Origin of the sequence: Salmonella sp. NW38, from assembly GCF_051807745.1 — a bacterium.
Taxonomy (GTDB): domain Bacteria; phylum Pseudomonadota; class Gammaproteobacteria; order Enterobacterales; family Enterobacteriaceae; genus Salmonella; species Salmonella enterica.
This window is the reverse complement of sequence record NZ_JAMMTO010000007.1, coordinates 13,569-37,328: the sequence shown is the minus strand read 5'-3', so window position 1 is coordinate 37,328 and position 23,760 is coordinate 13,569. Positions and strand designations below refer to the sequence as shown.

The following is a 23,760-nucleotide window of genomic DNA, read 5'->3' as shown; positions in this document are numbered from 1 at the left end:
TCAACCGCCGGTTATCAGGTGGTTGTTTTGCAAAAGATCATTTAGCGTGAGCTGCACATTCTCCAGAGTGACAAGGTCAGTGGATTTAAACGCGCTGCCGACGCCGTCGCGATCGACGGATATCACCGTATTGGCGCCGCTGGTATGAACCTGAACAAAGTTACCCAGCGTCGCCGCCTGGTGATCCCAGCCGGTCAGCAGTTCGTGGATATCGATCTTGTCGCCCTGCGCGGTGGAGAAGTTTTGCCAGCGATCGGCGCCGTTGCCGCCGGTCGCGTCCGCGCCGTTTAACAGGTGGTAAATCAGCGTATCGCCATAGGCGGAGCCGATGAGAACATCGTTTTGGTTGGTACTGACGATTTGCGGCGCCATATCAATGGTCAATGTGGCGCTATCCGTATGACCCATCTTGTCATCCAGTTGATAGGTAAAGACCTCTTTACTGGTGATGGACGACATCGCGACGCCATTATTCAGGGTGTAGGTGTAAGCGCCATCGAGGTTAATTTGCAATGTGCCGTAATGTCCCTGAATCGTGGCGCTGGTGGTATTCGCCGCGGCGTCCAGCGTGGCGGCGCTGCCGTTATACCCGCTAATGCTCAGGCGGGTATTCACCGTATTAAGCTGATCCATCGCCCCCGCCGCATCGCTGCCGTCAAAAATATTGCCGAGAACGGTATGCGTTCCGGACGTTTCAAAATTATCCAGATCGACGGTGGTGCCGATGACGCGTGGCGTGATCGTCGCCGCCCCGGCCAGGGTATTGGTGCCGGTAAAGTTAAGCGTGTACGTTCCGGCATCCAGCTCCAGGCCGCTCAGGTTGACGGTCACCGTCGCGCTGCCCAGCGTGATATTCGCCACCGGAACGGTTCCGTTGCGTATGACGGTCCCGTTCTCCTGAATGGCCCAGCTAATATTCAGATTGCCCAGCGTAATGAGCGTGGAGACATCAAAGACCAGTGACGCGCCTTTAAGTACGGTACCTGTTGCAACGTCAAAGGTGCCGCTCCCGCTGCCCGATTTGCCGAGTAGCCCCCAACTGGCGCTGCCGACGCTGGAGTCCAGCCAGGCAGAGGTATCCTGAAGCGTGGCGACGCTAAGGGTATCGCTGACATCATTAATCGCATCCAGCGCCCTGGCGGTTGGCGTGATATTGAGCGAGGCCGTATCGGTATCGCCGTTTGGCGCTTTGACTGTATAGATAAAGCTGTCCGGCGTTTTAATGCTGTCGGCGCCGACGCCGTTCTTCAGCGTGTAGGTATAGTTGCCTCTTGCGTCAATGATGAGCGAGCCATACAGTCCGTTTACCTCCGTCGTGCCGGTCGCCGCAATCGCCACGCCGTTTACTTCAGTGAGGAGGGCGTCCGTAGGGGCGACATCATTGGTCAGTACGTTGCCGGTGGTGTTGGCGGTGATACTGTCAACGGCATAGGTGTGGTCCTGGGAAATCGCCAGCGTATAGCCAGTGAGGACGCTAATGCCGCTGGCGGTATTCAGCACGAACAGGTATTCGCCGCCAGGCAACGTCAGGGTCAGCGGCTGGGACTGTCCGGCTAACAGCAGGGTGTTAATCCAGCCCTTTTGCACCCGAAACTGCTCATATTGCTGAATGGCATCGTTGAAGCGATAAACGTACAGATCGAACGTGGAAACCAGTGAGACGCCGCCGACGGTTCCCTGTAACGTCATGGTTCGCGTAGCGCCTTCTTCAACGTTAAAGATGATCGGATTAGTCATATCATCAAGCAGATTCGCGTTCAGTACATTACCAAGTCCGACGCTTAATACCGTGACGCCGCTTTGTGTCGAGGGACCGTTGTTGACGTAGCTAACGTGAGTATCAAAGACCAGAGAGGCGTTATTGTCTGTCGCTATCACGCTGCCCGGTACAGGCGCGGGACCCAGATTGATAACCAGTTGCGCGGCGCTGCTACCGACGCCATTCTGGGTAATGGTGTAGGTGAAGCTCTCTTTATGTCCGTATCCCGCCGTGGGGTTAGTCAGCGTGTAGGTGTAACTGCCATCCTGATTAATGTGCAGCGTGCCGTATTGTCCCTGGATATCCACGCCGCCCGCGCCGACCGGCGTACTGACACCGTTGGCGTTGGTGATGGCGGTGACCGTGGTGCCCGTCGGCGCGGTATCATCAGCCATGACGTTGCCGGTGCTGATGGTTGGCCCGCTAATAATACCTGCGCTGGTCTGGTGTACATCGACATCCAGGCTGGTATACGACCCGGTGGCGAGCAGACTGGTGTTATAAGTGAGTACCCGGTACTGGCCTTCGCCCAGGCCGCTCAGGTTCAGGGTAACGCCGCTCCCGGTCAGGGTAAGCAAATTCGCGAAGTCGCCAACGGCGGTGTTGACGATCGTTGTCCAGGCGCCGAGGCTGGTGTCGTAGCGCTGTACCACAATCTCCTGAGTACTGAGCAGCGAAAGCACGATTCCCGTTGCGGCGGCATCAATGGTGACGTCGCCCGTACCACCTTCAGCAATGGTGAACTCAACCTGAGCGGTATCGTTACCCAAAACCGAGGCGACATTGCCAAGCGCGCCAACCAGCAGCAGGCCGTAATCCGAATAGTTTTGCGTGCTGGTGACGGCGGTAGAGGTCAGATCAATACTGGTGATGTTATCCCTTGCCGCCAGCGGCAGAATCGGCGCGGTAATGCCTAACGTGCCGGAGGCGTTACCCGCAGCGTCAGTGGCCGTCACGTTAATGAGTTGACCTTCAATTTGTTTTGTCGGCAAGGTGAGAGACCATGCGCCGTTGCTGCCGGCGGTGGTGGTGAGCGTCACGCCCCCCGCCAGCGTGACGGTTACGGTGCTGTTTGCCTCAGCCTGTCCGGAAAGTGAACCGCCATCGGCGCTGAGCGTACCTGACGGCGTACCGGGCGCCAGCGTATCGACAATCACCGTCGCGGCGGTGGAGACGCTGCCTGTACCGTTGGCGTTAGTCGCGGTGGCGGTGAAGGCGTGGCTGCCTTCGGTCAAATTGCCTGTCGGGGTAAAGCTCCAGTTTCCGCTGGCGTTCGCCGTGGTGGTGCCGAGCAGCGCCCCGTTGTTATAAATGCTCACCGTGGCGCCCGCCTGAGCGGTACCATTCAATGTGGGTTGTGCGTCATTAGTGACCTGACCGTTGGCGATAGCGCCGGTATAAATACCCACATCATCTACTACGTTGGTGATGATCGGTGCTTCCGGCACGCGCGTATCGGGCGCGGTAAATCCGGCGGCAATGCCGGTGTTGCCTGCTTTATCTTGGGCAAATGCCAGTAGCGGCTGACCATTGGTCTGCGCGGGCGTGAGTGTGGCGGTGAAGCTGCCTGTACCGTCGGCGGTGGCGGTTCCCAGTACCACACCAGTCTCAGAGGTAATCGTCACTGTACTGCCTGCTTCCGCGGTGCCCGTCACCCGATTACCGGTAGCATTGATGACCAGGTTGCCGGGCGCGCCGGGCGCAATGGTATCCACGATAATCGTTGTCGATGGCGAAGCGGCGCTAACGTTGCCAGCCGCATCGGCGGCGCTAACGCTATAGGCGTGACTTCCCTGGCCGAGCGCGGCGGTTGGCGTCCAGCTCCAGTTGCCGCTGGCATTGGCGTTCACGGTCGCAACCAGCGCGCCATTATCGAAGATGCTTACCGCGCTGTTGGCTTCCGCGGTACCGTTGAGCGTCGGCTGTGTGTCGTTGGTCGATTGTCCATTGCCAATGGCGCCGGTATTGTTCGGGACATCATCAACGATGCTGGTTATAAGCGGAACCGTTGGCGCAAGGGTATCGACCACGATAGTAAAACCGCTGGTGGCCGGGCTAACGTTGCCTGCCGGGTCGGTGGCGGTCACTGTTAATGTGCGCGTGCCGTCGTTTAACCCTGTCGTTGGCGTGAAGCTCCACGCGCCGCCCGCGTTAGCTGAGGTGACGCCAAGCAGAGTGTTGCCATCATAGATACTGACCACGCTGCCCGCTTCGGCAGTGCCGTTCAGCGTGGGGCGGTTATCATTGGTTATCTGACCATTAGCGAGATTTCCTGTGACCCCGCCCGCGACGTCATCCACCACGGACGTCAGGATTGGCGTTTGCGGCGCGGTGGTATCGACCGTCAGGGTGAAAGCCGTACTGTTCGGGCTGCTGTTTCCTGCGGCATCGGTGGCGACGGCGGTGATGACGTGTGTTCCGCTTGCCAGCGTTGAGGTGGAGACGCTCCACGCGCCGTCAGGTTGAGCCGTTGTCGTGCCAATGACCGTACCATTTTCATAGAGCGTGATCGTGGCGCCGGCTTCTGCGGTGCCGCTGAAGGTTGGCGTAGGATCGTTGGTATTTTGGCCGTTCGCGATCGTGCCGAGGCCTGGCGCCTGATCGTCACTGACTGATGTGATTACCGGCGTCAGCGGCGGCGTGGTATCGACGACGAAATTAACGCTGTCTGAAACGGGACTGGCGTTGCCTGCGGCATCAACGGCAATGACGGTAATTACATGGTTGCCCGTCGCCAGAGAGGCATCGGGCGTGTAGCGCCAGCTACTGCTATTGTCGGCGGGAATTTCAGCCAGCAGCGTGCCGTTATCGTAGAGACGAATAGTTGTGTTGGCTTCACGGGTGCCGCTAATGACAGGGCGCGCCTCGTCTGTGATCTGTCCTGAACTCAGATTGCCGGTAATGGGGCCCGTACCGTCGTAGACCGTATCAATAACAGGCGCGGCGGGAGCCGTGGTATCAATAGTAAACGAGCGTATTTCGGACGCGGCGCTGGTATTGCCTGCCGCATCGGTTGCTGTCGCCGTCAGGTTCCAGACGCCCGCGCCCAGCGAGGTAGACGGCGTAAAGCTCCAGCTACCGTTGGCCTGAACTTGCGCCGTGCCGACCAGCGCGCTGCCATTATAAATCGAGATGGTTGTACCCGCCTCACCGGTACCCGAAAGTGTTGGTCGGGTTTCGTTCGTCGAGCCGCCGTTGGGGACGATGCCCGTCACCGGCGCCGTATTGTCTGCCACGCTGGCGATAACCGGCGCGGCGGGCGGTGTGGCGTCAATCGTCAGCACAAATCCGCTGGACACCGCGCTGCTATTACCCGCCGGATCGGTGGCGCTAAGGGTGAACGTGTGGCTACCGTTTGCAAGCGGCGTCTGTGGCGTAAAACTCCATGTGCCGTCGCTATTCACCGTCGTGGTACCGATGGACGCGGAATTACCGTCAAGATAGACATTAATCGTCGCGCCAGCCTCTCCGCGCCCGTTCAGGGTGGGCGTCGCATCGTTCGTTAGCTGCCCGCTTACCAGGTTGCCGGTAATACCGGGTTGGTCATCTACGACGGAGGTAAGAACCGGGATCGCCGGAGGCGTAATATCGACCACGATCGTCCACGGCGCGGAGACCGCGCTGGTATTGCCCGCCGGATCGGTAGCGCTAACCGTCAGATTATGGCTTCCCTCTGATAAATTGCGGGGCACCGGGAAGATCCAGCTACCGTTTTCGCCTACCTGAGCCGTGCCAAGCGGCGTACCGTTATCAAAAATGGTGATTGTCGCGCCAGGTTCGCCAGTTCCGTTCAGTATTGGCTGCCGATCGTCGGTGGATTGCCCCGGTAACACCGGGACGGTCGGTTGATTGTTATCGTCAATCACGGACGTGATAACCGGCACATCTGGCGCCTGCGCGTCAATGTTCAGCGTAAAGCCGTCCGAAGGCTGGCCGCTATTGCCGGCGGGATCGGTCGCCACGGCGGTAAAGATATGTGCGATGCTCTCCAGCGGCGCGTTCGGGGTGAAGCGCCAGTTGCCGCTTTGATCTACCGTGGCGGAACCGATTTCTACGCCGTTATCCAGAATGCGGATCGTGGCGCCTGCTTCTCCCGTTCCGTTGAGCGTCGGGCGTGAATCATTGGTGAGCGCGCCGTTATCCAGCGTACCGGTCATGCCGGGGACATCATCCGTTGCGCTGGTAATAACCGGTTGCGCCGGCGCGCTAAGATCGACAGTGATCCCGACCGGTGCGGACAGGCCACCCGGGCCATTCGCATTGGTTGCCTGGACGGTGAAGTAATGTGTGCTTTCGCTTAATGGCGTCGCGATCTCAAAGATCCAGTTCCCGCTGGCGTCAACGGTGGCAAAGCCTGCCGAATCGCCATCAATGAAAACTTCAACGGTAGAGCCGATATCCGTGGTGCCGCGCAGCGTCGGCGTGGTGTCGTCCGTGGCGCCGCCCGCCGCAATATTCCCCTGTACGCTCCCGACATCATCTTCAATCGCCGTGATGGCCGGGACGGCGGGCAGACCGCTGTCGGAGGCGGGAAAATTCGTAGCCGGGCCGTTATTCCCCGCGCGATCGATAGCAATTGCCGTCAGCGTACCGCCATCGGTTTGCGCCGGACTGAGCGTAACGACGAATTCACCGGTGCCATTAGCGACAGCGCTGCCGACCAGGGTGCCATCGGCATGATGAATTTCAACGGTAGCGTAAGGATCGGCAAGTCCGGCCACGCGCGTGCCATCGTCGTCCACCGTCTGGATCGTTGGCGCGGGCGGGGCGGTGATATCCACGGTAATGGTGATCGGCTGGGTTTGCGCCGTGGTATTTCCAGCGTCGTCAGTCGCGCTGAAGGTTAGCGCATGGCTGGCTTCTGACAATTCGGGCGTATTGAATGTCCAGCCCCCGTCGGTGACGAGCGCCGTACCGATTGCCACGCCATTGTCGTAAATCGTGACGGTGCTGCCGTTTTCGCCGCTGCCGTTGATAGTCAGCGTCCGATCGTTAGTAAAGGCGCCATCGGTTAATGGCCCGGTCACTGGCGCAATATCGTCGAGGATTTCATTGACGACGGGCGGCTGCAACGGAACGGTGTCGACGGTAAAGGTAAAGCTGTTCGATACGCCGCTGCTGTTTCCGGCGGCATCGGCGGCAATGGCGGTCAGGGTGTAGATGCCATCCGGCAACGCGCTGGTCACCGGCAGCGTCCAGGTGCCGGTCTCATCGACGGTGACTACGCCCACGACACTACTGCCGTTATAGAGCGTGATCACGCTGCCGATGTCGCCAGTGCCGTGAATGACCGGCGTATTGTCGTCAGTGGTTGCGCCGCTGACAATAGTATCCTGGACTTCGCCGACGTTATCTTCGGCAAAAGTGATAACCGGATTGGCGGGCGCAGTGGTGTCTAGCGTAAAAGTGACTGAGGCGGAAGGCGGACTGATATTGCCCGCTATATCGGTTTCCGTGACGGTAATGGTATAGGTTTCTGGCGTCAGTGCCGCAGGCGTAAAGTTCCAGCTACCGTTATCGCCTACCGTTGTGCGACCAATTTCACTGCCATTATTGTAGAGAATAATCGTGCTGCCGATCTCTCCCGTGCCGCTGAAGGTCGGCGTGGTATCGTTCGTTGCGCCATTATTGCCGATGTTGCCGATAACCGGCGCGACGTTATCGCTGATTAGCGGCGCGTCAGGCTGCGCTGGAGGCTGGGTATCAAGGGTAACGGAGAAAACGCCGGAGGTCTGGCTACTATTGCCTGCGGCATCCGTGGCGGTGGCCGTCAGGATGTTTAACCCTTCGCTCAGATTACGGGTTAGCGGATAGGTCCAGCTACCCTGTGGATTGACCTGGACGGTAGCCAGTTCTACGCCGTTATTGTACAGGGTGATGATGGCGCCGGGTTCGCCGGTGCCGCTGAGGGCCGGCATACGCTGATTGGTAATACTGCCGTTTGCCAGTAGCACCTCGCCTTCTCCGCCTGTGATGGCGGCTGACACGATCTGCGGCGCATCCGGCGCCTGGGTATCGACGCGCAGGGTAAAGCTGAGGGATTCGGGACTTTCGTTCCCCGCCGGATCGTTGGCGCGAGCGGTCAGAAGGTGGTCGCCGTCGCCCAGCGCGGCAGGCGGCGTAAACTGCCAGCGCCCGTCCGTGCCGACCAGCGCCTGACCTATGGCATTGCCGTTATCGTAAAGGATGATTGTGTCGCCTGCGGTGCCGCTACCGCTCAACCGGGGCTGGGATTCCTGGGTAATCTGATTGGTATCAATCGTATTTCCGTCGCCGTCAGCTACGCCGATAACGCCGGGGGCGGCAGGGGCCTGGGTATCAATGGTAATCGTAAAATCGGTCGAAAAAGGCGTGGTGTTGCCGTTACTGTCGCTGGCCGTCACGGTAAAGGTGTAGGTGTCGTCCGCCAGTGGCGAGGCCGTGGTGTAAGCGTAGCTCCAGACGCCGGAATTACCGACGATAATATCTGCTATCCGGGCACCATTCTGATACAGGTGTACTGTGGAACCCGGTTCACCTGTACCGTTAATCGTTGGCGTGCTGTCGTTAGTGAGCCCCAGATGCGCGACGCTACCGAGAATACCTGGCGCATCATCTGTAATGAAGGTGATTACCGGTTGCTGCGGCGATTGCGTATCGACCACCAGGTCGAATGACGCGGCCGGACTGGCATTGCCTTTAGCGTCGGTTGCGATTACTGTCAGTTGATGCGCGCCTTCACCTAAATTTTGCGACGGCGTAAACGTCCAGCCACCGTTGGGCTGTAGCGTGGCGAGTCCCAGCGAAACGCCGTTATCAAAAATTTCGACACGCGCGCCGGCCTCCGCCGTACCGCTAAGGGTAGGACGGTTGTCGTTGGTGGTTTGTCCGTTAACCAGCGGCCCGGTGAAGCTTTCAACATCGTCCAGCACCTGAGTGATAATGGGCTTATCCGGGGCGGTGATATCGGGCGCTTGCGCTGTGGTTGGCGGGCTGACGTTGTTGGCGCTGTCGGTGGCGGTGACGGTAACCTGTTCGCCGTTGGTCTGTGCGGGGACGAGGGGAAGGGTAAAATGACCTTCGCCATCTGCTTTGCCGCTGCCGAGCGGCGTGCCATCCGGCGTGGCGATCGTGATGGCGCTACCCGGTTCGGCGGTGCCGCTGATACTAGTGCCATCCTCACTAATTACCACGTTTTTTGGCATTTCCGGCGCGGTACTGTCCGGCGCGATAACCGTCGCGGCGGCGCTTTCGTTTTTCGCGACATCGGTGGCGGTAGCGATAAGCGCCTGGCCGTTAGTCTGCGCCGTATTCAGCGGAACGATAAATTGTCCGTTGCCGTTAGCGACGGCGCTGCCAAGTACGGTGTTGCTACTGTCGCGGATAGTGACCGTTGCCCCGGCTTCCGCCTGACCGCTTACGGACAGACCGTCGGTCGCCACGATAAGGCCGTCCGGTGCCGCTGGCGCAGTTTTATCCGGCGCGTTCAGCGTTTCTACCGGACCGCTATTCGTGGCTTTATCGGTAACGCTAATGCTTAATGTTTCGCCGTTAATTTTCGCCGGGCTAATACCTATTGAGAAGGTACCGTCGTCGCCTGCCGTTCCACTACCGAGCGTATTTCCCTGGCTGTCTTTGATAACCACAGTACTGCCAGCTTCCGTAGTGCCGGTAAGTCTGTCGCCGACGTCGCTAACCGCCAGGCCTTCCAGCACCGGCGGCTGCGTGTCGATATCAATGGTAAAGGAGGCGGACTGCCCGCTGGTGCCGCGATCGTTGGTCGCGGTAGCGGTAAAGACATGGTCGCCATCGGCAAGTGCCAGCGAGGGGGTAAAGCTCCATTTGCCGTCAGCGTCAGCGACAATGGGCGGAAAGGTCGGTACAGGAAAGCCATTATCGTTAATCGATATCGTACTGCCTGGTTCAGCAGTACCGCTGAGGGTTGGGCGGTTATCATCTGTGGCATCGCCATTTTTCAGCAGCCCGGTAACGGTGCCAGCGTCATCCGTCACGGTAAGGATAGTCGGCTGGGCAGGATACTGTGAGTCAGAAGCGGTAAACTCCGTGGCGGGGCCGATGTTACCAACGGCGTCCTGAATACGCGCTTCCAGACGCTCGCCGTGGGTCTGAGCCGGATTCAGCGTGATGCTGAAGTGGTTATTTTCTCCGGTAATCGTGGAGCCCAGGTAATTTCCCGCCGGGTCATAGATCGACACGGTACTACCAGCTTCAGCGGTGCCGCTAACGGTTGTGCCGTCTTTCGCGACATTATCAATGATAGCGGCGTCAGGCGGCGTGGTGTCCACAATGATAGTAGGCGTTGTCGTCACGCGGCTCGTGTTTCCGGCTTTGTCGCTTTGTTCGACGGTAAAGGTATGTTCGCCATCGCTTAACGGTGTAGTCGGGGTAAAGGTCCAGCGTCCATTTTCGTCTACGGTAGCGCTGCCGATAACGGTTGAACCCTCTTTAATCGTGATGGTATTGCCTGCCTCTCCCTGCCCGGAAAATAGCGGTTTTGCCTCGTCAGTCCGGTCATTATTCTGTAGCGGCCCGGTGAGCAAACCGGTGTTATCGGCAATCAGTTCAACGCGTGGGGCATCGGGGCTGAGTGTGTCGATAGTCAGTGTAAAGCGGGCTGATTCGCTACTTTCGCCTTTAACGTTAGTCGCAATGGCGGTGAAATGATTTTCCCCATCCGCTAGCGCGCTGGTAATGGCAAAATGCCAGTTTCCGCTGCTATCAACCGTTGTGGAGCCTATTTCCTGACCATTGGCGTAAATATGGATGACTGTGCCAGCGCTGCCGGTTCCCTCCAGCGTGGGGGTATTGTCGTTCGTAAACTGATTATTGCTCAGCGTGCCGGTGAGGGGAGCGGCATCATCGATAGCGGCGGTGATAGCTGGTGTATCGGGGAGAGGAATGTTGGGCGCATCAATGGTTGCGGATGGGCCGGTATTGCCGGCATCGTCAGTCGCGGTCACGGTAAGTTGTTCGCCGCTAATCTGTGGCGCTGTTAGATCAATACTAAATTTACCGTCGCTATCCGCTTTGCCCTCGCCAACGACGTTACCTGAAGGATCTTTGATGGTAATGGTACTGCCCGCTTCGGCCTCGCCGCTCACCGTTTTTCCGTCCGCTGAAATCAGCAACTTGCCGGGAGCGAGAGGCGGGGTAGTATCTACAGGATTACTGCTACCTGGAGTATTGCCGTTAGGGTTACTGCCGCCGGGATTGCTGTTATCAGGGGGATTACCGTCAGGATTGGTGTTATCGGGGGGCGGATTATCGCCATCCGAATGATGGTGGGAATCGCCGCCGCCGGAAGACGCGATAGCGGCAATGCCGCCAGCCGCCACCGCGCCAGCCAGTACCCACGGCCAAACGGCGCCGCCTGCTTCATGGGAAGTGCCGGAAGTGACCAGCAGCTCATTAATATCAGCGATTTGTTCAAAATGTAGCCCGGCTTGCGGATTTTCTACCCACCATAACGTGCCATCATTTTCCGCCAGTACCAGCTGGCTTGCGCCCAGATCGTTGGTAACGTAAAAGTTTTTAATCGTGATCGTTTCGCCGGAATGGAGCGTCACCACCAGATCCTGATTAATGCGCGTAAGTTGACTAATCTCTTCCCGGGCCACTGATAATTTAACAATTGACGGGGCGTTAAGAGTGACCGATGAGGATTCCACAGTGGTGGAGACGCCAGTCAATTTCGAAACCACGGCGAGTAGAGGCATAAATTAGCTCCTGATGGATTTGCTCTGTGTATTAATTAACGGGCACGACGTTCAGGGCAAAATGCGTAGACGAGCCTTCCCGTTCATCGTGAGAGATGAATTTCCGTAGCCATATTCTTTTTTATGAGCGTAGGTGAAGGTCTGGTTTTCTCGCCGAATAACCCTTTGTTTTTTGTGCCTGACTAGTGCTTTCGTATTAGATGATATAGTCAGAAAAAAATCTTTCTGCAAATTAAGATCTATTGATAAAGGTGTTAGTGCGTCTGAAATATAACGGAGTTTGTGTTAAGGAGAGGTGGGGTGGGCTAACAACGCATGATGATTTTTTATTTATCTTTATGTTTTATAATGAATTTTAATTTCTTCGTCTTTTTCTTTTTTAACATAAAAACAATACCTTTTGTGAAGGTATTCAGCATTATTAAATTTTATAAAAATCATTTGAAGTATTGTGTTATTAGGCTATAAAAATTTTTTAAACAAAGAATATATTCTTGTTGTGGTATTTATTGCTATTGATAAGCGTCAGGCACAGAGAATATATTTTCGAGGCATGCATGAGATATGAATATTGACCAGCTTCATACTGAGAAGCTGGTCACAAAAAATGTCTATTATCGGCCTGCATTTTTCATAATGCGTGCTTTATCCAGTTGCCACTCACGTTCTTTAAGATCGGAACGTTTATCATGTTGTTTTTTACCTTTCGCCACGCCGATCTTCACTTTGCACCAGGCATTTTTCCAGTACAGAGAAAGCGCGACGACAGTATAACCTTCACGATTAATACGGCCATACAGCGAATCAAGCTCACGCTGATTTAACAACAGTTTGCGGGTTCGGGTTGGGTCGCATACGACATGTGTCGAGGCGACCGCCATCGGCGTAAAGTTTGCGCCAAACAGCCAGGCCTCGCCATCTTTGAGGATAACGTAACTGTCGCCGATATTGGCTTTTCCTGCGCGCAGAGATTTTACTTCCCAGCCTTGCAGGGCGAGACCAGCCTCGAACTCTTCTTCGATAAAGTATTCGTGCCGGGCGCGCTTATTCAGCGCGATGGTGGCTGAGCCCGGTTTATGTGCTTTTTTCTTCGTCATAAGTGTCGTGAATTCATAGGTAATCTGATATCGAAAACACCCCATTACGTCCTGATGAGGTGCAAAAATCTATCTTAGCATGAGTTGGGCTATGCACGCACAATTAAGGCATGACGGTTGGGGACAGCATTTTTTTTACTCGCTGATAAGTGGTATTATTTACACGATTTATGTTGATGGGAATTGCTATGCCTCAGATTAGTCGGACTGCTTTAGTCCCCTACAGTGCGGAACAGATGTATCAGTTAGTGAATGACGTGCAATCGTATCCCCAGTTTTTGCCTGGGTGTGTTGGTAGTCGCGTCCTGGAGTCATCGCCAGCACAGATGACGGCGGCTGTTGACGTGTCGAAGGCGGGTATCAGCAAGACGTTTACGACGCGTAATCAGCTAACGCGTAACCAGAGCATTCTGATGCATCTGGTGGATGGCCCCTTTAAAAAGCTGATCGGCGGCTGGAAATTTACCCCGCTCAGCCCCGAGGCGTGCCGTATTGAGTTTCAGCTTGATTTTGAGTTTACCAATAAACTCATTGAGCTGGCGTTTGGTCGTGTATTCAAAGAGTTAGCGTCCAACATGGTGCAGGCGTTTACGGTTCGCGCCAAAGAGGTTTACCGTGCCGGATAAACTTGTGGTTGAAGTGGCTTATGCGCTGCCGGAAAAGCAGTATTTGCAGCGCGTAACGCTGGAGGAGGGCGCGACGGTCGAAGAGGCGATTCGCGCTTCCGGCTTGCTGGAATTGCGCACAGATATCGATCTGGCGAAAAATAAAGTGGGCATCTATAGTCGTCCGGTAAAACTCACCGATACGGTGCAGGATGGCGATCGGGTTGAAATTTACCGTCCCTTAATCGCCGATCCAAAAGCATTACGCCGCCAGCGCGCCGAAAAATCGGCTGGCAGATAATTAACCTTGCCGGATAACGGTGTGAAAGCCGTACCACACCTGAAGCACAGGTGTGCCTGTAAGCCAGATGAACGTAGCGCCATCAGGCAAATTCGTACCAAATGGCGGGGGAGAGGTTTGCAGGCCTGATGAACGTAACCTCATCAGGCGGTATCACAAAATTACTTCGTCAACGCCGGTTTGTTATCAATATTGGTTAACACGCCGCTGCTGTTAAAGGTGAGCGTCAGAGTCTGCTGCGTCACGTTCTCATGTCCTGGCTGCTGGCGGAAGACATAAAACCAGGTGTTCGTACCAAAAGGATCGGTCATCATCGGCGTGCCTAAAGCATACGCAACCTGTTGTTGCGTCATACCAACACGCACTTTGGCGACATCCGTAGGTGTAAGATAGTTCCCCTGATTGATGTCAGGTCGGTAAACCACTCGCTCCAGAGTGGAACAGCCTGCGGTCAACATCAGGAGTACTGCTGCGGCAGCAGTCAGCGTTTTACAGCGCATAGTGATTGGGTTCCTTTTCGGGCCTGAGCAGTACGTGGCTCATATTAATATGCCGATGATAATAGACCTTTCATCACTTTAAAACCTTTTGCTGTCGGGTCTTACGGCGTTTTTGTTGTGAACTCAGACCTTCGGGAGGTAAAAAAGTTTACGCCGCCAGCAGTTCTTTTGCGTTTGCCAGCGTATTACGCGTAACTTCACTTCCTCCCAACAGGCGGGCCAGTTCCTGTAAACGCGCACGTTTATCCAAAGGTTGCATATGTGTTTCGGTCATTGCCCCGTCTGTTTCTTTACTGACAAAGAAGTGCTGGTGACCGCACCCGGCTACCTGTGGCAGGTGAGTGACGCACATCACCTGAGTGGATTCGCCAAGCTGACGCAGGAGTTTACCGACCACGGCGGCGGTTGGGCCGCTGATGCCAACATCGACCTCGTCAAAAATCAGCGCCGGCGTTTCCATTTTGCGCGCGGTAATCACCTGAATAGCCAACGCAATGCGCGACAGTTCACCGCCAGACGCGACTTTAGCGATAGGTTGCAGCGGCTGACCTGGGTTTGTCGTCACTTTAAACTCCACGCGATCGGCGCCGTCGTTGCTCAGATGATGCTCATCAAATTTCACGTCGATAGTAAACAGACCGTGCGGCATTGAAAGTAAATGCATACTTTCAGTGATCAACTGCCCCAGCTCCTGGGCGTAAAACTGACGCTGTTGATGCAGCGCTTGCGCCGTTTCCAGCGCTTGTTGGTGATGCTTATTAACCGCCAGCGTCAGCGTTTCCAGCGAATCGGCCTGATCGTCGAGCTGCTGCTGTTCTTCGAGCAGTGACTGATAAAGCTGCGGCAACGCTTCCGGGCTGACGTGATGTTTTCGCGCCAGCGAAATTTGTTTAGCGATGCGCTGTTCAAGCTCAAACAGGCGATTGGGGTCTAAATCCAGACGCTCGCAATAGTGGCGTAATTCATCGCTGGCTTCGGTGAGTTGAATAGTGGCTTCTTCCAGCATATCCAGGATGCCGGAAAGCTTGCTGTCCATACCCACCAGCTCGCTAACCAGTTGTTTTGCGCTATATAACTGGCTTTGCAGGTTAACGTCTTCGCCGTCCGCGAGTAGCGCCAGAGCGTTCTGGCTGGTCGTAAGCAACTGCCCGCTGTTGGCCAGCCTTTTGTACTCTTCGTCAATTTGCTCGAATTCGCCGGCCTGCGGATTAAAGTCGTTCAACTCTTTTAACTGATATTGCAGCAGTTCCGCGCGCGCGGCGCGTTCCTGGCTTTGTTGCTGGTGATGGGCGAGATCGCGGCAGCTTTGATGCCATAATTGGTAGCGGGCAGCCATCTGCTGCGCTAAAGCGGCTTCGTTGGCATAGCTATCCAGCAGCGATTTTTGCTGTTCGGGTTTGGTAAGCTGCTGGTGCGCATGTTGACCATGAATTTGAATCAGCAACTGACCGAGCTCGCGTAATTGAGACAGGGGCACAGCGGTGCCGTTAATAAAGCCCCGTGAGCGGCCATCGCTGCTGATAACGCGGCGAAGTAAGCATTCGCGACCTTCTTCAAGCTGGTTTTCTTCCAGCCAGCGCAATGCCGCAGGCGTGTCTTTCAGCGCAAAGCGGGCACACAAATCGGCGCGGGTCGCTCCGGTACGGACCATATCGGCCTCAGCGCGACCGCCCAGACACAGACCCAGGGCATCAATCGCAATAGATTTACCCGCGCCGGTTTCACCAGTAATGACGGTCATTCCGCTCTGAAAATCGATCTCAAGCTCACGAACGATAGCAAAATTGCTGATGGTCAGTTGCGCCAACATAGCTGTTTTCCTGTATGAAAAACCATGACTGTAATTAAATACAGTATAAACTGGTTTTTTATACAGTAAAGAGGCTAACGTAAAATTAGAATAATTTTTTTGACCAACCGAGTTTTGTGCTTAATGTATTGAAATAGCTATAGTCTTTGGGATGTATCAGGTTGAGGTGGTAGTCGCAGCGGCGAATCAGCACATCTTCTCCTTCCTGAATAGGCAGCGCTATCTGGCTGTCGCAGCTAATTTCCAGATCGCTACGGCGATGCGAAAAACGCAGACGAATCGTGCTACTGCTGTTAATGACTAACGGGCGCGCCGACAAGGTATGCGGGAACATCGGCACCAGGGTGATTGCATCCAGTGAAGGGGTCAGAATAGGGCCGCCTGCGGAGAGCGAATAGGCGGTGGAGCCTGTCGGCGTAGAAATGATCAGACCATCAGATCGCTGTGAAAAAGCGAAGGTTTCATCAATATAAACCTCGAATTCGATCATATGCGCCACTTTTCCCGGATGCAGCACCACTTCATTAATGGCTGTGCTGATACGCTTCTGGCGGTCCTGTTGGCAGACCTGCGCTTCCAGCAGAAAACGTTTTTCGGAGATATAGCGCCCTTCCAGCACATCAGATAATTGTTGCAGGGCGTTGTCCGGATCGAGATCGGTCAGGAAGCCAAGATTACCGCGGTTAATGCCAATCACATTGATGTCATAACGCGCCAGCGTACGTGCTGCGCCAAGCATATTGCCGTCGCCGCCCACGACTACCGCCAGATCCGCCTGTTGACCAATTTCCGCCAGCGTGCCGGTTGGCACATTTTTTAGCTGTAATTCGTGGGCGATTTGTTGCTCCACAATGACCTCATAACCCTGATCGCATAGCCAACGGTAGAGCATTTCATGTGTCGTGAGTGCGGTGGGATGACGCGGATGCCCCACAATGCCGATACACTTGAAATGATTATTCATTTTTCTGAGGTCCTTGTAGCGAAGATTGATGACAATGTGAGTACTTCCCTTGAAACCCTGAATCTGATCCCCATAATAAGCGAAGTTAGCGAGATGAATGCGAAAAAAACGCGGAGAAATTCATGAGTAGTAAAGAACAGAAAACGCCTGAGGGGCAAGCCCCGGAAGAAATTATCATGGATCAGCACGAAGAGGTTGAGGCAGTTGAACCAAACGATTCTGCTGAGCAGGTGGATCCGCGCGATGAAAAAATTGCGAATCTGGAAGTTCAGCTTGCAGAAGCCCAGACTCGCGAACGCGACACCGTGTTGCGCATCAAAGCGGAAATGGAAAACCTGCGCCGTCGTACTGAACAGGACATCGAAAAAGCGCATAAATTCGCTCTCGAGAAGTTCGTCAACGAATTGCTGCCGGTAATCGATAGCCTGGATCGCGCGCTGGAAGTCGCAGACAAAGCCAATCCGGATATGGCGGCAATGGTCGAAGGGATTGAGCTGACGCTGAAGTCTATGCTGGATGTGGTGCGTAAGTTCGGCGTGGAAGTGATTGCTGAGACCAACGTGCCGCTGGACCCGAACGTGCATCAGGCGATTGCGATGGTGGAGTCGGAAGAGGTTCCGGCAGGCAATGTGCTGGGTATTATGCAGAAAGGCTATACGCTGAACGGTCGTACCATTCGCGCGGCGATGGTGACTGTAGCGAAGGCGAAGTAAAAGTCTGATGGCCGATGTAAAGTCGGCCATTTTTTTAGCTTAAAAAATCCTGCACTTCCAGCCACGGCGTGTTGAAATCCTCTATTTTTTTATATTCGCTCATTGGCAGAACGACCACATTATAGGTGTCAGCTCCTTCATTCAGATCAAAAATCTGGAAGCCCCTTTTATTGAGTTCGGTCTGAATGCGTTCAAAGATCTCGTCAAGGTAACGGTCTCCGGCTTCACAGACATCGGAGATTTCATCCTCTTGGGTTATTTCGACAAGAAGATTTCTTAATTCCTCAGAATCCGTCAGGTTTTTTGTGAGTTCATAAAAGCGATCTGCGGCAAAATTAGCCAGTTCGCCTTCTTCATCTTCACCTTTCCAGTCAACGAGGTGAATTAATCCTTCGCCGCGTAGAACTTGTAAAAATGCCTGTGCCAGATCGTTATTTCCGAGATCGCCATCGCTACAATCCAGAACGTCCTGCAACCCATATTCGTCTTCATCTTCGTCTTCAAAGATTTCAGGTTGCGTCGAAAGTTGAGAGAAAATAGTGTGCCATAAGGTTGGGTTGTGCGATAAAATAACGCTGGCGACGACGTTGAGGTCGTCTGCAAAATTCTTTTCCCATTCAATTACGTAATCTTCTGACATAACATCAATATCCTTTCTGAATGCTTGAAAAGTCATTATTGCATTGTTAAGTAAATGGCAGGAATTGATGGAATCTTAAAAGACGGCGATAAAAAAGGCGAACCGGAGTTCGCCATTGTGTTACTCCGCCACACTCTCGCGCAGCGGCTTTACCGGTACAACCTTTACCTGCTTAATCATATTTTCCTGTACATCGAGAATATCGATATCGTACTGCTCAATGCGCACGCGCGTGCCAGCAACCGGAATTTCCTCCAGCGCCTCCAGAATCACCCCGTTGACGGTGCGCGCGTCGTCTTCCGGCAGGTGCCAGTTAAACGCTTTATTGATTTCCCGGACGTTGGCGGTACCGTCAATAATGACCGAACCGTCGTTTTGCGGCGTGACCTCTTCCGCCAGTGTCGGCGACATCGATGTGGTGAAGTCGCCAACGATCTCCTCGAGAATATCTTCCACGGTGACCAGCCCCTGGATATCGCCATATTCGTTGACGACCAGTCCGACTTTCTTTTTATTGCGCTGAAATTTGATCAGTTGCGTACTGAGCGGCGTACCTTCCGGGACGTAATAGATTTCATCGGCGGCGCGCAGCATCATCTCTTTGGTGAACTCTTTTTTCTCGGCCATTAACCGCCAGGCTTCACGCACGCGCAGCATACTGATGGCGTCATCCAGCGAATCGCGATAGAGCACAATGCGTCCGTGCGGCGAGTGGGTAAGCTGCCGCTCGATAGACTTCCAGTCGTCATTGATATCGATCCCGATAATTTCATTACGCGGCACCATGATGTCATCCACGCTGACCTTTTCCAGGTCGAGAACCGACAGCAGCATATCCTGATTGCGGCGAGAGATTTGCGAACGGGATTCATGCACGATAGTGCGTAATTCCTCTTTGCTTAACGACCCGCTGACCACGATGTCCGTTTTAATCCCCATCAGACGCATCAGCAGGCGGGTGATGGTGTTAAGTAACCACACCAGCGGCATCATCAGTATCTGTAACGGCGCCAGCAGGAAGCTGCTGGGATAGGCCACTTTTTCCGGATAGAGCGCGGCGATAGTTTTGGGCAGGACTTCGGCAAAAACTAGCACGACAAACGTCAGTACCCCGGTGGCGATAGCCACGCCGGCGTCGCCGTAAAGCCGCATACCCACAATCGTGCCGAGCGCCGAGGCAAGAATGTTGACCAGGTTATTGCCGATCAGCACCAGGCTTATCAGTCGGTCGGGTTTACGCAATAATTTTTCTACCCGTTTTGCCGAGCGATTACCTTGCTTCGCCATATGGCGTAAACGGTAACGGTTTAGCGTCATCATTCCAGTTTCGGAACCGGAAAAATAGGCCGAGATGACCACCATGATGATTAATATGATAATCAGCGTGGTGGTGGAAATGTGTTCCAGGGGAAACTCCTTTAAAAGCTTAGCTTACAAATTGCTGTAATATGCGGCTACCAAAATAGGCCAGCGTCAGAATACCCGCGCCTGCGACGTTAAACCACACGACCCGCCGACCCCGCCAGCCTTCATGGTAATGCCCCCACAGCAGAACGATATAAACAAACCATGCCACGATAGAGAGCACGGCTTTATCAATATTTTCAGTACTGAACAGGTTATGCATGTAAAACAGGCCGGTACACAGAGTAAGGGTCAGCAGTACGACGCCAATCTGCGTGATATGAAACATTTTGCGCTCAATACTCATCAATGGCGGCATTTCATTACTAAACGCCAGCTTTTTGTTCTTCAACTGATAGTCGATCCACGCCAGCTGTAGCGCATACAGCGCGGCGATTATCAGCGTCGCGTAAGAGAAAAGCGACAGACCGATGTGCACCATCATGCCTGGGGTCGCTTCCAGATGCGTAATATATTCATTAGGCATGAACGTGGCGAAGGCCAGGTTAATCAGCGCAAAAGCATAGACAATGGGCAGAAGTAGCCAGCCGCGATTACGCGACGCGACAATGGTCATTACCGTGCAGATCATCAGGCTGACCAGCGAACCGACATTCAGCAGGCTCAGGTTTTGTCCACTGTCGCCGCCGGGCAGAATACGCGATTCCAGCGCGACAGCATGGCACACCAGCGCGATGACCGCAGAAAGAATAGCCATACGCCGCCAGCCGCTGTTTTTTTGCAACAGTCCGGGAACGATCAGCGCGAGGCTGAAGGAGTAGGCGACAAGGGCAAGTAAAGCAAAAACGGGCATAGTTGTGTCGACAGTTGACCAGTGAGAAAGAGAAGCAGTATAGCGTTACGTGACCGCAGCTCCAACCGTTGCATAACAACAAAGACGGCTTCATGGTATACTGTGGCGAAATTCTGTAACTGTGTCGCTGCGGCGACCAACCGTTTCCACCCCAGGCGAGAGACAATGTTTGATAATTTAACCGATCGTTTGTCGCGCACGCTGCGCAATATCAGTGGCCGTGGGCGTCTTACTGAAGACAACGTTAAAGAGACGCTGCGCGAAGTGCGCATGGCGCTGCTGGAGGCTGACGTTGCGCTGCCGGTAGTGCGTGAGTTCATCAATCGCGTAAAAGAGAAAGCGGTTGGTCATGAAGTTAACAAGAGCCTGACCCCAGGGCAGGAGTTCGTCAAGATTGTCCGTAGCGAACTGGTTGCGGCGATGGGCGAAGAGAACCAGACGCTGAATTTAGCTGCGCAGCCGCCAGCCGTAGTATTGATGGCGGGTCTGCAGGGGGCGGGTAAAACCACCAGCGTCGGTAAGCTGGGTAAATTCTTGCGCGAGAAGCACAAGAAGAAAGTGCTGGTCGTCTCTGCCGACGTCTATCGCCCGGCGGCGATCAAACAGCTCGAAACGCTGGCTGAACAGGTTGGCGTGGATTTCTTCCCGTCTGATGTCGGCCAGAAACCGGTTGATATCGTCAACGCCGCGCTGAAAGAAGCGAAGCTCAAATTCTACGACGTGCTGCTGGTGGATACCGCCGGTCGTCTGCACGTTGACGAAGCGATGATGGACGAAATCAAACAGGTCCACGCTTCTATTAAGCCAGTAGAAACGCTGTTTGTCGTCGATGCGATGACCGGTCAGGATGCCGCGAATACCGCAAAAGCCTTTAACGAAGCGCTGCCGTTAACCGGTGTGGTGCTGACCAAGGTCGATGGTGATGCGCGTGGCGGTGCGGCGCTCTCTATTCGTCATATCACCGGCAAGCCGATTAAATTCCTCGGTGTCGGCGAGAAAACCGACGCGCTGGAGCCGTTCCATCCAGATCGTATCGCCTCGCGTATTCTCGGCATGGGCGACGTGCTGTCGCTGATCGAAGACATCGAAAGCAAAGTTGACCGCGCACAGGCTGAAAAGCTGGCGACCAAACTGAAGAAAGGCGACGGTTTCGACCTGAACGACTTCCTGGAACAGCTCAAACAGATGAAAAACATGGGCGGTATGGCCAGTCTGATGGGCAAATTACCGGGCATGGGGCAGATTCCGGACAACGTTAAATCGCAGATGGATGACAAAGTGCTGGTGCGTATGGAGGCGATCATCAATTCGATGACGCTGAAAGAGCGAGCGAAGCCGGAAATCATCAAAGGTTCCCGTAAACGCCGTATCGCACAAGGCTGTGGGATGCAGGTGCAGGACGTTAACCGCCTTCTGAAACAGTTCGACGACATGCAGCGCATGATGAAGAAAATGAAGAAGGGCGGGATGGCGAAGATGATGCGGAGTATGAAGGGGATGATGCCGCCAGGCTTCCCGGGTAGATAAATATATCGGGCTACCTTATTTGCCATTTTGACGCCGGAGTGTGCTCGAAATGCTCACGTACTGCGTGTACGCTCCGCTTTCTGCGCGCACGCCGACGCCAAACTGGCTGCAACGGTCACGCCCTGGAATCAAGCTTCATCACATGTTGATTGCTTTTTTCCCAGAAATCAGTAAAATTTTCGGGCTTTTAATATGACGCCGGGCTCCGTTCCTCGATGGGGCCCGGTTGTTTTATTCACACAAGAGGATGTTATGGTAACTATTCGTTTAGCTCGTCACGGCGCTAAAAAGCGTCCGTTCTACCAGGTTGTTGTCACCGACAGCCGTAATGCACGCAACGGTCGCTTCATTGAGCGCGTTGGTTTCTTCAACCCAATCGCTAGCGAAAAAGAAGAAGGCACCCGCCTGGATCTGGATCGCATCGCTCACTGGGTTGGCCAGGGCGCAACCATTTCCGATCGCGTTGCGGCGCTGATCAAAGAAGTAAAAAAAGCAGCTTAATCTGTCACGGTGGTCATGATGAGCAAGCAACTCGCCGCACAAGTACCCGCTGAACCGGTTGTACTGGGGAAAATGGGTTCTTCATACGGTATCCGTGGTTGGCTCAGAGTGTTTTCCTCCACTGAAGACGCCGAAAGCATTTTTGACTATCAGCCCTGGTTTATCCAGAAGGCGGGTCAGTGGCAGCAGGTACAGCTGGAAAGCTGGAAGCACCACAATCAGGATCTGATCATCAAGCTGAAAGGCGTTGACGATCGAGATGCCGCGAATCTTCTGACGAATTGCGAAATTGTCGTGGATTCCTCGCAACTTCCTGCGCTTGAGGAGGGAGACTACTACTGGAAAGACCTGATGGGCTGCCAGGTAGTCACCGCTGAAGGCTACGATCTCGGTAAAGTTATCGACATGATGGAAACCGGGTCGAATGACGTTCTCGTCATTAAGGCGAACCTGAAAGATGCATTTGGTATCAAGGAACGACTAGTACCGTTCCTCGATGGGCAGGTTATCAAGAAAGTCGATCTCGCTACTCGTACTATCGAAGTAGACTGGGATCCTGGTTTTTAAACCACCGAATAAACGGTAATAAATGGCGTTATGGGGATTGGCTTGTGTTTATTGGCATAGTTAGCCTGTTTCCTGAAATGTTCCGCGCAATTACCGATTACGGGGTAACTGGCCGGGCAGTAAAAAAAGGCCTGCTGAACATCCAAAGCTGGAGTCCTCGCGACTTCACGCATGACCGGCACCGTACCGTGGACGATCGTCCTTACGGCGGCGGACCGGGGATGTTAATGATGGTGCAACCCTTGCGGGACGCCATTCACGCAGCAAAAGCCGCGGCAGGTGAAGGCGCTAAAGTGATTTATCTGTCGCCTCAGGGACGCAAGCTTGATCAAGCGGGCGTTAGCGAGCTGGCCACGAATCAGAAACTCATTCTGGTGTGTGGTCGCTACGAAGGCGTAGATGAGCGCGTAATTCAGACCGAAATTGATGAAGAATGGTCAATTGGCGATTACGTTCTCAGCGGTGGCGAACTACCGGCAATGACGCTGATTGACTCCGTCGCCCGGTTTATACCGGGAGTTCTGGGGCATGAAGCATCAGCAATCGAAGATTCGTTTGCTGATGGGTTGCTGGATTGTCCGCACTATACGCGCCCTGAAGTGTTAGAGGGGATGGAAGTACCGCCAGTATTGCTGTCGGGAAACCATGCCGAGATACGTCGCTGGCGTTTGAAACAGTCGCTGGGCCGAACCTGGCTTAGAAGACCTGAACTTCTGGAAAACCTGGCTCTGACTGAAGAGCAAGCAAGGTTGCTGGCGGAGTTCAAAACAGAACACGCACAACAGCAGCATAAACATGATGGGATGGCATAGGCCCCCGAATATCAGTTTACCCAGGATAAG

15 protein-coding genes are annotated in these 23,760 nt (G+C 54.4%); 7 read left to right on the top strand and 8 right to left on the bottom strand.

Annotated features, from left to right (window positions below; genetic code table 11):
- Complete coding sequence (bapA, locus tag NA624_RS13445; RefSeq protein ID WP_001128838.1) at positions 1-11,475, bottom strand: biofilm-associated protein BapA; 11,475 nt, start codon at positions 11,473-11,475, stop codon at positions 1-3.
- Between the two features lie 614 nt (positions 11,476-12,089).
- Entirely contained in the window at positions 12,090-12,572 is a 483-nt protein-coding gene (gene smpB, locus NA624_RS13440) for an SsrA-binding protein SmpB (RefSeq protein WP_001518569.1), read from the bottom strand.
- Between the two features lie 188 nt (positions 12,573-12,760).
- Between smpB and NA624_RS13435 the strand changes: the two genes are divergently transcribed.
- Together NA624_RS13435 and NA624_RS13430 are read left to right on the top strand one after the other, a co-directional pair.
- On the top strand, positions 12,761-13,198 hold the full coding sequence (locus NA624_RS13435) for a type II toxin-antitoxin system RatA family toxin (protein ID WP_001543334.1): 438 nt from the start codon (positions 12,761-12,763) through the stop codon (positions 13,196-13,198).
- On the top strand, positions 13,188-13,478 hold the full coding sequence (locus tag NA624_RS13430; RefSeq protein ID WP_001112990.1) for an RnfH family protein: 291 nt from the start codon (positions 13,188-13,190) through the stop codon (positions 13,476-13,478). The genes NA624_RS13435 and NA624_RS13430 overlap by 11 nt, the downstream gene beginning before the upstream one ends.
- A 161-nt stretch (positions 13,479-13,639) precedes the next feature.
- On the opposite strand, the gene bamE is transcribed toward NA624_RS13430, so the two are convergent.
- The 3 genes from bamE to nadK all read right to left on the bottom strand — a co-directional run bounded on the left by bamE (position 13,640) and on the right by nadK (position 16,752).
- Positions 13,640-13,978, bottom strand: a complete 339-nt coding sequence (gene bamE / locus NA624_RS13425; protein WP_001203445.1) for an outer membrane protein assembly factor BamE — start codon at positions 13,976-13,978, stop codon at positions 13,640-13,642.
- Between the two features lie 148 nt (positions 13,979-14,126).
- Positions 14,127-15,788, bottom strand: coding sequence for a DNA repair protein RecN (gene recN / locus NA624_RS13420; protein WP_000880965.1), 1,662 nt, complete (start codon positions 15,786-15,788; stop codon positions 14,127-14,129).
- Between the two features lie 85 nt (positions 15,789-15,873).
- Complete coding sequence (nadK, locus tag NA624_RS13415) at positions 15,874-16,752, bottom strand: NAD(+) kinase (RefSeq protein WP_001059155.1); 879 nt, start codon at positions 16,750-16,752, stop codon at positions 15,874-15,876.
- Positions 16,753-16,874: 122 nt separating this feature from the next.
- Here nadK and grpE point away from each other — a divergent pair, with 122 nt between their 5' ends.
- A complete protein-coding gene (gene grpE, locus NA624_RS13410) occupies positions 16,875-17,465 on the top strand; it encodes a nucleotide exchange factor GrpE (RefSeq protein ID WP_001518875.1) in 591 nt (196 codons plus the stop codon).
- Positions 17,466-17,499: 34 nt separating this feature from the next.
- On the opposite strand, the gene NA624_RS13405 is transcribed toward grpE, so the two are convergent.
- The 3 genes from NA624_RS13405 to NA624_RS13395 form a co-directional block, all read right to left on the bottom strand.
- On the bottom strand, positions 17,500-18,105 hold the full coding sequence (locus tag NA624_RS13405; RefSeq protein WP_001287933.1) for a DUF6630 family protein: 606 nt from the start codon (positions 18,103-18,105) through the stop codon (positions 17,500-17,502).
- Between the two features lie 120 nt (positions 18,106-18,225).
- On the bottom strand, positions 18,226-19,512 hold the full coding sequence (locus NA624_RS13400; RefSeq protein ID WP_127172650.1) for an HlyC/CorC family transporter: 1,287 nt from the start codon (positions 19,510-19,512) through the stop codon (positions 18,226-18,228).
- A 19-nt stretch (positions 19,513-19,531) separates the two neighbouring features.
- Entirely contained in the window at positions 19,532-20,323 is a 792-nt protein-coding gene (locus NA624_RS13395; protein ID WP_001537507.1) for a cytochrome C assembly family protein, read from the bottom strand.
- 165 nt (positions 20,324-20,488) lie between these two features.
- Between NA624_RS13395 and ffh the strand changes: the two genes are divergently transcribed.
- The 4 genes from ffh (at position 20,489) to trmD (ending at position 23,730) form a co-directional block, all read left to right on the top strand.
- On the top strand, positions 20,489-21,850 hold the full coding sequence (gene ffh / locus NA624_RS13390) for a signal recognition particle protein (protein WP_000460052.1): 1,362 nt from the start codon (positions 20,489-20,491) through the stop codon (positions 21,848-21,850).
- A gap of 252 nt (positions 21,851-22,102) precedes the next feature.
- The gene (gene rpsP / locus NA624_RS13385) at positions 22,103-22,351 is read left to right on the top strand and encodes a 30S ribosomal protein S16 (protein ID WP_000256453.1); all 249 of its coding nucleotides are present in this window, start codon (positions 22,103-22,105) and stop codon (positions 22,349-22,351) included.
- Positions 22,352-22,369: 18 nt separating this feature from the next.
- Positions 22,370-22,918: a ribosome maturation factor RimM gene (rimM, locus tag NA624_RS13380; RefSeq protein WP_000043266.1), complete on the top strand. Its 549-nt coding sequence runs from the start codon at positions 22,370-22,372 to the stop codon at positions 22,916-22,918.
- Between the two features lie 44 nt (positions 22,919-22,962).
- Positions 22,963-23,730 (top strand): tRNA (guanosine(37)-N1)-methyltransferase TrmD, encoded by a 768-nt coding sequence (trmD, locus tag NA624_RS13375; protein WP_000469807.1) that lies wholly within the window; start codon positions 22,963-22,965, stop codon positions 23,728-23,730.
- The last annotated feature ends 30 nt before the right edge of the window (positions 23,731-23,760 follow it).